Source organism: Bradyrhizobium sp. STM 3562 (assembly GCF_045571435.1).
GTDB lineage: Bacteria > Pseudomonadota > Alphaproteobacteria > Rhizobiales > Xanthobacteraceae > Bradyrhizobium.
Window position 1 is genome coordinate 2,272,146 of the sequence record NZ_CP120694.1, and the last position, 11,359, is coordinate 2,283,504.

The 11,359-nt window shown below is 59.8% G+C and carries 10 protein-coding genes; 5 read left to right on the forward strand and 5 right to left on the reverse strand.

All coding sequences use genetic code 11. The features are described from left to right. Positions 1-77: 77 nt before the first annotated feature. On the reverse strand, positions 78-764 hold the full coding sequence (locus P6U23_RS10465; protein ID WP_407179571.1) for an SGNH/GDSL hydrolase family protein: 687 nt from the start codon (positions 762-764) through the stop codon (positions 78-80). A gap of 531 nt (positions 765-1,295) precedes the next feature. Continuing rightward, positions 1,296-2,702 carry a patatin-like phospholipase family protein gene (locus P6U23_RS10470; protein ID WP_407179573.1) on the reverse strand — a complete coding sequence of 469 codons (1,407 nt, stop codon included), beginning with the start codon at positions 2,700-2,702 and terminating at the stop codon, positions 1,296-1,298. Positions 2,703-2,755: 53 nt separating this feature from the next. On the opposite strand from P6U23_RS10470, the gene P6U23_RS10475 reads away from it, so the two are divergent. From P6U23_RS10475 to P6U23_RS10495, 5 genes are all read left to right on the forward strand, one after another. Continuing rightward, on the forward strand, positions 2,756-3,142 hold the full coding sequence (locus P6U23_RS10475) for a hypothetical protein (RefSeq protein WP_407179575.1): 387 nt from the start codon (positions 2,756-2,758) through the stop codon (positions 3,140-3,142). A gap of 272 nt (positions 3,143-3,414) precedes the next feature. Beyond that, positions 3,415-4,767 (forward strand): hypothetical protein, encoded by a 1,353-nt coding sequence (locus tag P6U23_RS10480; RefSeq protein ID WP_407179577.1) that lies wholly within the window; start codon positions 3,415-3,417, stop codon positions 4,765-4,767. 57 nt (positions 4,768-4,824) lie between these two features. Next, the gene (gene metK / locus P6U23_RS10485; RefSeq protein WP_407179579.1) at positions 4,825-6,021 is read left to right on the forward strand and encodes a methionine adenosyltransferase; all 1,197 of its coding nucleotides are present in this window, start codon (positions 4,825-4,827) and stop codon (positions 6,019-6,021) included. Between the two features lie 232 nt (positions 6,022-6,253). Then, positions 6,254-7,678 (forward strand): adenosylhomocysteinase, encoded by a 1,425-nt coding sequence (gene ahcY, locus P6U23_RS10490; RefSeq protein ID WP_407179581.1) that lies wholly within the window; start codon positions 6,254-6,256, stop codon positions 7,676-7,678. A gap of 368 nt (positions 7,679-8,046) precedes the next feature. After that, positions 8,047-9,516: a flavin-containing monooxygenase gene (locus tag P6U23_RS10495; RefSeq protein ID WP_407179583.1), complete on the forward strand. Its 1,470-nt coding sequence runs from the start codon at positions 8,047-8,049 to the stop codon at positions 9,514-9,516. A 513-nt stretch (positions 9,517-10,029) separates the two neighbouring features. Here the strand turns inward: P6U23_RS10495 and P6U23_RS10500 are convergent. From P6U23_RS10500 to P6U23_RS10510, 3 genes are all read right to left on the reverse strand, one after another. After that, entirely contained in the window at positions 10,030-10,260 is a 231-nt protein-coding gene (locus tag P6U23_RS10500; protein WP_407179584.1) for a hypothetical protein, read from the reverse strand. Between the two features lie 392 nt (positions 10,261-10,652). After that, positions 10,653-10,934 (reverse strand): hypothetical protein, encoded by a 282-nt coding sequence (locus tag P6U23_RS10505; protein WP_407179585.1) that lies wholly within the window; start codon positions 10,932-10,934, stop codon positions 10,653-10,655. A 255-nt stretch (positions 10,935-11,189) separates the two neighbouring features. Further along, on the reverse strand, positions 11,190-11,327 hold the full coding sequence (locus P6U23_RS10510) for a hypothetical protein (RefSeq protein WP_407179586.1): 138 nt from the start codon (positions 11,325-11,327) through the stop codon (positions 11,190-11,192). Positions 11,328-11,359 lie beyond the last annotated feature (32 nt).

Sequence of the window (11,359 nt, forward strand, 5' to 3'; positions counted from 1 at the left end):
TGTCCATGCGGCCGCGCAGCCAGCCTAATTGCCCGGGATGAACAATTCTCTTAAAGCTCCCGCTGCGGCTCCCATCATCAGCCGCAGGCGGCGGCCACGCCCTGCATCACCGCCTGCTCCCACACCCCATAGCCTTCGGCGTTGAAATGGACGCCGTCGATCGTGAATGGCGCAGACATCTCGGAGAGCGGCAGGAAGCTCGCACCGGTTCGCGTGGCTACGTCCGGCAAGGTGGAGCGAAAGCTGCGGATTGTGGCCATGATCTGCTTTTCCATCTCCGACGTCAGCCGCTGCCGGGCCTCGACCGACGGAATTTCGACGACGAAGAGGCGGCCCGTGTGCTGCGAGAGCTCGCGGAGCAGGGCTTCGTAGCGGCTCGCAAACACTTGCTTGTCCACCGGCGCCTCTGTCAGCGCGTCATTGGTGCCGAGCGACACGACGATGGCAAAGGCCCGTTTGCCGGCCAGCGCGGCGGCGAGCCAGCCGCCGAGATCGCTCGTTGTCGAGGCGCCGTTGAGGCCGGCGTTGACGATGGCATGACCGCATGCGCTTCGCGGCAGTGTCGATGCCTCCACGTTGCTGTCGCCGAGCACGATGATGGGATCGTCGAGCCGGCTCAACGCGAAATGGAGGATGAGCTGGCGCGCCGTGCGATGGTCGCTGCCCGGAACAGGCGCGTAATGGGCGCGCGCCAGCAGGAAGGCCGTGATGGCCAGCGCGGCTATTGCGAAAAGCCCCAAGCCGAGGCGCGTCTGTCTCAACATTTATCCTGATCAGTTGTGCGCCAAGCTAACGCAGGCGCGTTGTATCGAGCTGGCAGAAAATTCTTTCCAGGACGTTGCCGACGCGCTTCACCTCTGTGCTTACTACGTGACACTTTGTTTCTACTTCTGCCGATAGAAGAGCGCCCGTCCTGCAGGCAATCGAAGACAGCGACGTTGGCTGTCGGCACCATCAAACCCATCAGCAGCAGCGCGGAAAATGCCTCAATCGGAAAGGCGCTATCTGCGTAGGCGCAACACGGCCCCGCGGAGCGCGGCCTGGATGATGCATTGAATTTTTGCAACAAGCGTATCAACGCGCATTCAGTTCTCGGAACGGAGGCATAGTCTTTGTCCTGCCGGCCCCGGCGCGTGCGATCTGAATCGAGCTGGTCTTGGAGCCGGGCCAGTGTCCCGATTGGCAATGCCGTCGTGATCTAAAGTGCTGAACTTGGATCCCGCCCGTCAAAAGCTGGCGGATCTTGGCTGCGTAAGAAACGTACCCTTTAAGCGCGCTAGAGGCGCCGATCTCGATCAAGCGGATCGCCTTCGCCTACGAGAACGGCTGCGACTGCTTCTGGATGCTGCGCTCGATGCGCGCTGCTGAGATCGGCGCCGAGGCGGTACTTCCGTTGAGGGAGACGGTTCTAATTTTTGTATCCGACTTTCCAAATCGGCCAATCGGCGTCCAACCTCCGGGACTCCGATCGTGGGTGTTTCTCCGATAATGACTCTCAGCCCATTATCATCCAGTTGTTTATCCCACTCGCGCAGATAGTTTTGATATGCCTCTTTCGCTGTTCGCTCGCCGTGCTTCCAGCCCTTCCTTAGGTTCTCATGAGACCAATCGAAGTTTATCTTGCTGTCCACCCTTATCTCGACAATCGTACCATTCCACTTCTCGCGACCAGGCGTACGGTTATCCTCGGCGACGTGATATTTGAATAATCTGACATCATCTTCGCCGACTGTCGCCGCGAACAACTGGCACAGGTTCGCCAAGCTATCGTGCAAATCTTTTGGCTCGCGAATTTGTTGAGCATCCACGATCCTGCTGATCCAGATTTCGTCCAAATCTCTATGATCAGCTAACAAGTTCTCAAAATTCACCGTGTCGACCAGGGCACCTTCACAGTAGGTGTCCCCGTCGATAGCTACGGTTTGCTCGACGAAAGGCAGCGCCGAACAAGCGCACAGACTTGCGGCATCGATGTCTTTATATTGGTCCAACTTATTCGAAAATAGTTGAAGTCCCCTTTCTCCGGTGAGCCTCCAGGCGTTGTGGTAGATATATGGCTGTCGATCATCGTATAGTTTTTCAAAATTGATGGCTTTCAGGAAATTACTGTTTGGATAGTAAATTTTGGAAAGTCCGCTGACGTCCGATCGATACATGAGTGATGTCAAAAGGCGAACGAACGGATTCACAGCCAGAACGTGATTGAGGACCCACTGATTAACATCTCCCGGATCCGTCCAGTTCTTCGGGTCGCGGAAGAACGATATGGTATGCCGAACGGATTCCATGATGGCCGCCGGCAACACAAGATTCTCGTAACTCGCCCGTTCGGTCAAAAAGCTCCACATAGCTTTGCTGTTGCCGAACCAATCCGGGCCGAAAACGGTATTGATTGGGAAACGCGAATAGGATGCATCGTCACGAAATACGCTGTTGCGAAAGAATTCGTAGCTTCTGTCAGCGCGGGAGCGACCATCTTCTTTGTCGAACTGATTGTAGACAATGCCAACCCACGCTCCGATGCATGACAGTGCCCATACGTCGAACTCTATTTCGTTGCCGTTAGCGTCCTTCTTTCCTTCCAGGAATTTTAGGACACCTAGATGTAAACCTGCCGCCGGGCCGCCTCCAGCAAGCGCAATTGCTCTTTTCGGTCTACGCTGGTCTGTCTGTGCGCCCTGCGCGCTCCTTCCGTTGGTCATATGAACCTCCACGCATTAGAGGGGAGACGGACCCCTCTTTAAGGGAGCCGAGTATGCATGTGACCCAGTTGGCGGCCGTTACCGCAGCTTGTGACAAGTTACTCTTGCATGGTCCACAACTCAACCAGGTGGCGCGGTCGTTTGGTCCCTTCTCTGCTGATTTGGTATGGGCGCGTTTTTGGACTGCCGGAGGCGATGCAGTAGAAGAGGAAAATCGAGTACAGCCATCCGATCTCCAGCAAAGTCCGCATAATGATCTTCCGTCCGAAAATGCGCGGATCACCGGATGCATCAAGGGCGCGGTATCGTGCTCGCGTGCGTGTGGCGAGATGAAGCGCGATTCCCAGCGCGGCAGTTCTGGGCCGGATACGTCGTCTCGTCTTGGTCGAGACGACGGGAATACATTAGAAAGCGGCGACTTGCCCGGATCGGCCAATTGAACATGTCGCATTATGGCCGGCCTTAGGTTCGCCAGCAGAACAGGGGCGGGAGGGGTGTCGTGGCGGGAGCAATGTGAATGGCATGTCGCATTCCGCGGCCGCGGCGCTCGGCTGCTACGTGCACCACGGCTCCTCGATCGCGGCCGAGGCAGTGGGAAAGGGTGGGAGCCATGGCCGGCCACCGTTAGCCAGCTCGCTTTGCACAGTTGGGCAGAATGTGTTAGCGATTGATGAAGTCGTGCGGCTGCCCACTCTTGTGTCCCAACTCACCAATGCGAAACGACGAGATTCTGGTCCAGATTTCGGACTTCTGCCGCCAGGCCGACATGGCTGAATCGACGTTCGGGCGCCGGGCCGTCAATGACGGCAAGCTGGTGCATCGGCTGCGCGAGGGCAAACGCATCACCATCGACACGCTGGAGCGGATCCAGTCCTATATCGCGGCTTCCACCGGCGGCCCGCCGCCCCCGCGCGGACTGAAGGTCCCGCCGGAGAAGCGGGATCCACGCAGCAATTTCCGCTTTTTCGAGAACCGGCAGAAATACCTGCTGTTCGTTCACACCTGCAGCGAAAAGCGGGTGATTGCCGACCGGATCGCGCTGGAGCTTTCCGCCATCCATCCGCGCCCGCCGGCGCTGCGGGTGTTCGATGCCGGCATGGGCGACGGCACCGTTCTGGCGCGGGTGCTCCGCGCGATGCACAGCCGTTTCCCCCACATGCCTTTTTATGTGGCAGGTAAGGAACTTAGTCTTGAGGATGTCCGGCTGACCCTCGACAAAGTGCCGGACCGGCTGTTCGAGCATCCGGCGAGCATCTTCGTGTTCACCAACATGAACTACGCCGAGGCGCCTTGGCTCACTCCGGCCTCCCCGTCGCTCGCGGCCGGCATGATCTGGCACGAAGTGCCTCTGCGGGGCGCCTCTTCCGGTGAATTTGAGGCCCAGATCGCCGATTTGCGCAGCTTTCTGGACTTGAACTGGCGTGCGAGTGTCAGTCCCCGCACCGGCATGCCGGTCTATGAGCGGCCTGTCGCGCTTGCGCTCTATCGCGAGGACCACCGGTTTCTGCTCGATTCCGTCATCCCGCGGGCCGGCCGCACCGAAGCCAATTTTGACCTCGTCATCGCCTCTCAGCCCTACCGGGCCAAATCTTCTGTGAATTTCCGCGCCAAGCGGATCATCGCGCCGCTTGCGCGGGCATTGCGGCCGGGCGGCCGATTGATTGGGATCCATTCCCACGGACAGGATCCCGGCATGGAAATCATCCAGGCGGTCTGGCCGGGAGAAAATCCTTTCTCCGTGAGCCGGCATGAGCTGCTCAGGGCGGTCAAATATGAGCTGGGCTCGGTGGGACGCGACCTTAATTTTAACGCTTATGCCGACAATCGTTCGATCTTCAGATATGATATGGAGGCTCTGCCCAATGAGATCACCGGTCCGATTGGGACCTCGACGGCCTTTGCAGCCTGGAATGCCGCAGTGTATGTCGCTCAGATCGAAGAGGACCGGCTGACTGAAATGGACCAAAGCGGCCTTGCACTCGATGCCGCCAGAGAGGTTTTGCGCAAGTACAACGGGCTCTGGTTCTACGACGAATCCTACGTCATCTCGCGCCGGCGGGACTGACACTCCAACACAGTTTCGAAACCACCGCCGTGTCAGGCGGAAAAATGGGGAAGCTTGATGCGTGCGTCTTATCTGTTCACCAGCGAGTCGGTTTCCGAGGGGCATCCGGACAAGGTATGCGACCGGATTTCCGATGAAATCGTGGATCTCTTCTACCGCGAGGGCCCAAAAGCGGGCATCGACCCCTGGGCCATCCGCGCCGCCTGCGAAACGCTTGCCACCACCAACAAGGTGGTGATCGCGGGCGAGACGCGCGGTCCGAAATCCGTCACCAACGAGCAGATCGAAAGCGTGGTGCGTAGCGCGATCAAGGATATCGGTTACGAGCAGGATGGCTTTCACTGGCAGAAATGCGACGTCGAGATCCTGTTGCATCCGCAATCGGCCGACATCGCCCAAGGCGTCGATGCCAATCAGCCCGGCGCCGCCAAGGAGGAGGGGGCAGGCGATCAGGGCATCATGTTCGGTTATGCCTGCAACGAGACGCCGGATCTGATGCCAGCGCCGATTTTCTATGCCCACAAGATCCTGCGCCTCATCTCGGAGGCCCGTCACTCCGGTCGCGAGAAGGTGCTGGGACCGGACTCCAAGAGCCAGGTCACCGTGGAATATGAGAACGGCAAGCCGGTGCGGGTGCGCGAGATTGTGGTCTCTCACCAGCATCTCGATGAGGGCATGACCTCTGCTCAGGTGCGTGAGCGCGTCGAACCTTATGTGCGTGAGGCGCTGCCGAAGGAGTGGATCAACGGCAAGACCATCTGGCACATCAATCCGACCGGCAAGTTCTTTATCGGCGGTCCCGATGGCGACACCGGCCTCACCGGCCGCAAGATCATCGTCGATACCTACGGAGGCGCGGCTCCGCATGGCGGCGGCGCGTTCTCCGGCAAGGATCCGACCAAGGTGGACCGCTCCGCTGCCTATGCGGCGCGCTATCTCGCCAAGAACATCGTCGCCGCAGGCCTCGCCGATCGCTGCACGCTGCAGCTCGCCTACGCGATCGGCGTGGCGCGGCCGCTGTCGATTTATATCGACACGCATGGCACCGGAAAGGTGCCGGAGGACAAGCTCGAGAAGGCGGCGGCGCAAGTGATGGATCTGACGCCGCGGGGCATCCGCAGCCATCTCGACCTCAACCGGCCGATCTATGCGCGCACTTCCGCTTACGGCCATTTCGGCCGCACGCCGGACAACGAGGGCGGCTTCTCCTGGGAGAAGACCGATCTCGTGGAGCCGTTCAAGCGCGCGGTGTAATTCTCTCACCTCTCCCCGCTTTGCGGGGAGGGTCGCTCGCCACCGGGTCCGCGCAAAGCGCGGCCCGATGACAGGGTCGGCGAGCGCGTGAGGGGGAGCTTGCGCAATATGAATTAAGACAGCCCCTCACGCCACCCTCTTCCCGCGGTCGCGGAGGAGAGGCAGACACTGCCACGAAGGCTTCCGCTTGCTTTGCTACTAACACGCTAGATTCACCCATCAGGAACAACACATGACCGTCGCCGCCAAGAAGCCCGACTTCAACGACTACATCGTCAAGGACATTTCGCTCGCCGAATTCGGCCGCAAGGAGATCTCGCTGGCCGAGACCGAGATGCCCGGCCTGATGGCGACGCGCGAGGAGTTCGGCCCCAAGCAGCCGCTGAAAGGTGCGCGCATCGCCGGCTCGCTGCACATGACGATCCAGACCGCGGTGCTGATCGAGACGCTGGCTGCGTTAGGGGCCGATATCCGCTGGGTCTCCTGCAACATCTATTCGACCCAGGACCATGCGGCGGCTGCGATTGCCGCGCGCGGCATTCCGGTGTTCGCGGTGAAGGGCGAAACGCTCACCGAATATTGGGACTACACCGCAAAGCTGTTCGACTGGCACGGCGGCGGCACGCCGAACATGATTCTCGATGACGGCGGCGATGCCACCATGCTGGTGCATGCCGGCTATCGCGCCGAGCAGGGCGATACTGCTTTCCTCGACAAGCCCGCTTCCGAAGAGGAGGAAATCTTCTACGCGCTGATCAAGCGTCTGCTCAAAGAGAAGCCGAAGGGCTGGTTCGCCGAGATCGCCAGGAACATCAAGGGCGTGTCCGAGGAGACGACCACTGGCGTGCATCGTCTCTACGAGATGGAGAAGAAGGGCACGCTCTTGTTCCCCGCGATTAACGTCAACGATAGCGTGACCAAGTCGAAGTTCGACAATCTCTACGGCTGCCGCGAGTCGCTGGTGGACGGCATTCGCCGCGGCACTGACGTGATGATGTCGGGCAAGGTCGCGATGGTCGCAGGCTTCGGCGACGTCGGCAAGGGCTCGGCGGCCTCACTGCGCCAGGCCGGCTGCCGCGTCATGGTCTCCGAGATCGACCCGATCTGCGCGCTGCAGGCGGCGATGGAGGGTTACGAGGTCGTCACCATGGAAGATGCTGCGCCGCGCGCCGACATCTTTGTCACCGCGACCGGCAACAAGGACATCATCACCATCGAGCACATGCGCGCGATGAAGGACCGCGCCATCGTCTGCAATATTGGCCACTTCGATAACGAGATCCAGGTGGCAAGCTTGCGCAACATGAAGTGGACCAACATCAAACCGCAGGTCGACGAGATTACCTTCCCCGATGGCAAGCGCATGATCCTGTTGTCCGAGGGCCGGCTGGTCAATCTCGGCAACGCCATGGGCCATCCGTCCTTCGTGATGTCTGCTTCATTTACCAACCAGACGCTGGCGCAAATTGAACTGTTCGCGAACCAAGGCAAGTACGAGAAGAAAGTCTATGTACTGCCGAAGACGCTGGACGAAAAGGTTGCGCGCCTGCACCTTGCCAAGATCGGCGTCAAGCTGACGGAGCTGCGCAAGGACCAGGCGGACTATATCGGCGTCAAGCCGGAAGGCCCGTACAAGTCGGATCATTACCGGTACTGAGCAGCGCGCCTTGTCGTTTCCTTCATGGTGGCCGGGTTCGTCCCGGCCATCTGCGTTTGGAGGCGAGTTGAGCGGCGATCGTGGCCAGAATAGCGAAACCCGGAGCCGATAAGGACAGGCGGTCGTGCTGCAATCGCTGTTTGTTCGCGCTAACAGCTTCCTGTGGTGAGGTATCCCCGGCGCCTTCTCTTTCACGCTCGCTGTTGGAGGTTCGGCGGACAGGTCGCTGGTCGCGACCAGGCAATACCTCCCGATCCAAAGTTTCGACGCGTAGGCTGAGGTCGCGTCTTGACTAGGCGGGCAAAAAGGTCGTGGATGAGCGGCACAAGGCCGCAAAGGCCGGTGCAAGACGGGCAAGGGGACGGGCGATGGAAGCGACCGAGAGCGAGCATTTCGACGTCCTCGTCGTCGGCGCAGGCCTGTCTGGCATCGCCGCAGGCTATCACATACAACACAAATGCTCTACCAAGAGCTTTGCGATTCTCGAAGGCCGTGACAGTATCGGCGGCACCTGGGACCTGTTCCGCTATCCCGGCGTTCGCTCCGATAGTGACATGTTCACGCTCGGCTATTCGTTTAAACCATGGATCGAGCCGAAGGCGATCGCGGACGGACCGCGGATTCTCAACTACATCAGGCAGACCGCAGCCGAGAACGGCATCGACAAGAAAATCCGCTTTCGCCATCGCGTGAAGCGCGCGTCGTGGTCGAGGAGGGATGGGCGCTGGACGGTGGAAGCGGAGCGCCGGAGCAGCGAAGGCGCCCCCGATATTGTACGCTTTACCTGCAATTTCCTTTTCATGTGCTCGGGCTATTACAAATATGAGGAGGGTTACACGCCTGAGTTCGCTGGCATCAAAGATTTTTCCGGCCTCATCGTGCATCCGCAGAAATGGCCCGACAATTTCGACTATGCGGGCAAGCGGGTCGTTGTGATCGGCTCGGGAGCGACCGCGGTGACGCTGGTGCCGGAGATGGCGAAAACCGCAGGGCATGTCACTATGCTGCAGCGCTCGCCGACTTACGTGGTGTCGCGGCCGGCGCAGGATCCGCTCGCCAACAAGCTGCGCAGGAACTTGCCCGCAAGCCTCGCTTATCATCTGATCCGTTGGCGCAACGTGCTGCTCGGCATGTATTTCTTCCAGCTCAGCCGGCGCAAGCCGGAGCGGGTCAAGGCGCTGATCCTGTCAGGTGTGCGCTTGGCGCTCGGGCCAGACTACGACGTCGCGAAGCACTTTACACCGCGCTATAACCCCTGGGATCAGCGGCTGTGCCTGGTGCCCGATGGCGACCTCTTCAAGGCGATCCGCGAGAAGCGCGCCTCCGTGGTGACCAGCGAGATCGATACCTTCACTAAACACGGCATCCGGCTGAAGGACGGCAGCGAACTCGAGGCTGACATCATCGTCACCGCGACCGGTCTCGTGCTGCAGGTCGCGGGAGGCGTCGAGATGGCCGTCGATGGCCGCGCGATCGATTTCGCGACGAAGCTGAACTACAAGGGCATGATGTATTCGGACGTGCCCAACCTCGCATCCGCGCTCGGCTACACCAATGCGTCGTGGACGCTGAAATGCGACCTTACCTGTGAGTATGTCTGCCGCCTCATCAACTACATGGACCGGCACGGCTACAGGCAATGCGTGCCGCATAACGACGATCCGACCATCAAGGCGCTGCCTTCGCTCGACTTCACCTCCGGCTATGTGCAGCGCGCGATCGCCAAGCTGCCCAAGCAAGGTTCGCGGCGGCCATGGCGACTGTACCAGAACTATGCGCTCGATATCGTCTCCTTGCGGTTTGGCAGGGTGGACGATGGCGTGATGCAGTATTCGTAAAGTTTGCACGGGTGTAATCGGGCGAGCCGCGCGCGCGGTGCAGCGTTCGTCTTTGATGGCATGGCAAAGATGTGTTGCGGGTGAGGGGCTTGCCTCCGCGAGTGAACATCCGACAATTGTTCTGATGGAGAGTGCCCCTCCGGCCGGACTGACGTTCGCACGCAAAAAGGGGAAGACATTGCGCCGGGCGGTGATGCCGCCGAAATTTGGTGCGCGCATGATCGGCCGCCGGCGCATGCACGACAACACTCCTGCTAATTGAACTACCGCTTCCCGCGCGGCATGCGACACTCTGGCGCGTATGAGCCGGCAGCTGAGGCACGATGGCGTCGCGAGCTGTCGGCTGACAGCTTTCAGGCGGCTGTGGGACGATCAATGGCGCCCCACCCCGCAAATATCGGCGTAATTCCCCGCCCGGATGTTGCCCCGACGGCAAAATGTCCCCGGAGCAACGGCTCCGGGGTGCTTATCGCTAATCGAAGTCCAGATAATGCAAACCGTAGCTGTGAAGCACTAAGCTGCGCGCTGCTGTTGCCACCGATCTTCGACAGCCGAGCTAAATGTGTCTAACCCTTTTTCGTAATTCTCTGCGAGTGCCTCGATGTTATCGGCCCAGAGTCTCAGCAAAGAGACCTGGAACTGTATCATCGGCTTAACCGCATTGAGCCCAATGGCTGTTGAGGCGGCGATACGGCTTTCTTGGTTTCTGGCCATGCGGCCCACGTCGAAACTTTGGTCAGCCATGCTATCGCTTCCTTTGCTGGTAAGAGAACCCCCAGCGTCAGGCCAACGTGACCAAGAACTCGTAGTTTCCGGGAACCGCAGATTTAAATTCCCTGTCGCGAGGTTGTCCAAAGCGCGCCCCGCTGAATTGAACGGGCGGCTGGCTCGTGGCTGGTCAGATAGAGCGACAGCGCAAGAGTCCCAATTCTTGATGTTGCGCCGCTTTTCGATGACAAATCCTCCGGCAGCTCGGGCGCGGTCACTTCACCCACTCTGTCACGCGCACCGGGCAAGGACCGCCTGGCGCACGACAGCGGCGCGTATGCACATCCCAAGCCTTCTAAATATGGATCTCGCATGAATATGGATCTCGCACGCCCATCTACAATAATCGGAGCGGGCGCAAAATCTCATTAACGGCGCCCAGTGGGATTGCCGAAAATCCATTTAAGAGCCTCCGGACGGCCGAAAGAATCACGCGGCTGAACGTCTTCGCGATACAGTTCCAGAAGCTGGCCATTGTTCGTGGCATCTAGAACGATTGCTCCTTCCTTGAGGCGGATGACAATTTGCACGTCGCCGCCATCCGCCTGCAGACAGGCACGATAGGTTTCAAGGCGCTGCTGATCCATGTGCAGCCTTGCCCCGTCTAGCCATGGCCCTATCGCATCAATCAGGTTTTCGGTGGGGGTCATCTACGTTCCTCTCCCATGGGCGCGCGGCGTTCGGGGCCGCGCATGTGAACGACCAACTCAAGCCTTGGAAGCGTAGCTTCGTTCCAAGCTCCGAAGCCCCGACGTCGGGCCGAGGGACCCGCCCGTCATGCGAACAGCGCCGCGCCCGCTTCGGTGAGCCGAGACGCAAGTGCCCGACCGGTGCAGGTCGAGCCAGCGCTTGATAGAGGCGAGATCAAGCCCAAGCTAATGTTCCGCTGGCGCGCGCTTGAGCTCTTAGATGGACGGCCCGTCGATGTTCTCGATGGAATGCTGCCGTCCCTGCACCGCCTCGACGGTCTTGGCCAGCTCATCAGCTTTACGCGCGGCGGCGTCGGGATCGCCGAACAGGTAATTAGCAACGAACCTGTTCACACGGCCATCCGATCTTCCCTGCGCGCCGCCAT

What these genes read in the sequence shown, in the direction of transcription:
- P6U23_RS10465 (WP_407179571.1), bottom strand. Translation starts at nt 764, where the DNA reads ATGTTGAGACAGACGCGCCTCGGCTTGGGGCTTTTCGCAATAGCCGCG.
- P6U23_RS10470 (WP_407179573.1), bottom strand. Translation starts at nt 2,702, where the DNA reads ATGACCAACGGAAGGAGCGCGCAGGGCGCACAGACAGACCAGCGTAGA.
- P6U23_RS10475 (WP_407179575.1), top strand. Translation starts at nt 2,756, where the DNA reads ATGCATGTGACCCAGTTGGCGGCCGTTACCGCAGCTTGTGACAAGTTA.
- P6U23_RS10480 (WP_407179577.1), top strand. Translation starts at nt 3,415, where the DNA reads ATGCGAAACGACGAGATTCTGGTCCAGATTTCGGACTTCTGCCGCCAG.
- metK (WP_407179579.1), top strand. Translation starts at nt 4,825, where the DNA reads ATGCGTGCGTCTTATCTGTTCACCAGCGAGTCGGTTTCCGAGGGGCAT.
- ahcY (WP_407179581.1), top strand. Translation starts at nt 6,254, where the DNA reads ATGACCGTCGCCGCCAAGAAGCCCGACTTCAACGACTACATCGTCAAG.
- P6U23_RS10495 (WP_407179583.1), top strand. Translation starts at nt 8,047, where the DNA reads ATGGAAGCGACCGAGAGCGAGCATTTCGACGTCCTCGTCGTCGGCGCA.
- P6U23_RS10500 (WP_407179584.1), bottom strand. Translation starts at nt 10,260, where the DNA reads ATGGCTGACCAAAGTTTCGACGTGGGCCGCATGGCCAGAAACCAAGAA.
- P6U23_RS10505 (WP_407179585.1), bottom strand. Translation starts at nt 10,934, where the DNA reads ATGACCCCCACCGAAAACCTGATTGATGCGATAGGGCCATGGCTAGAC.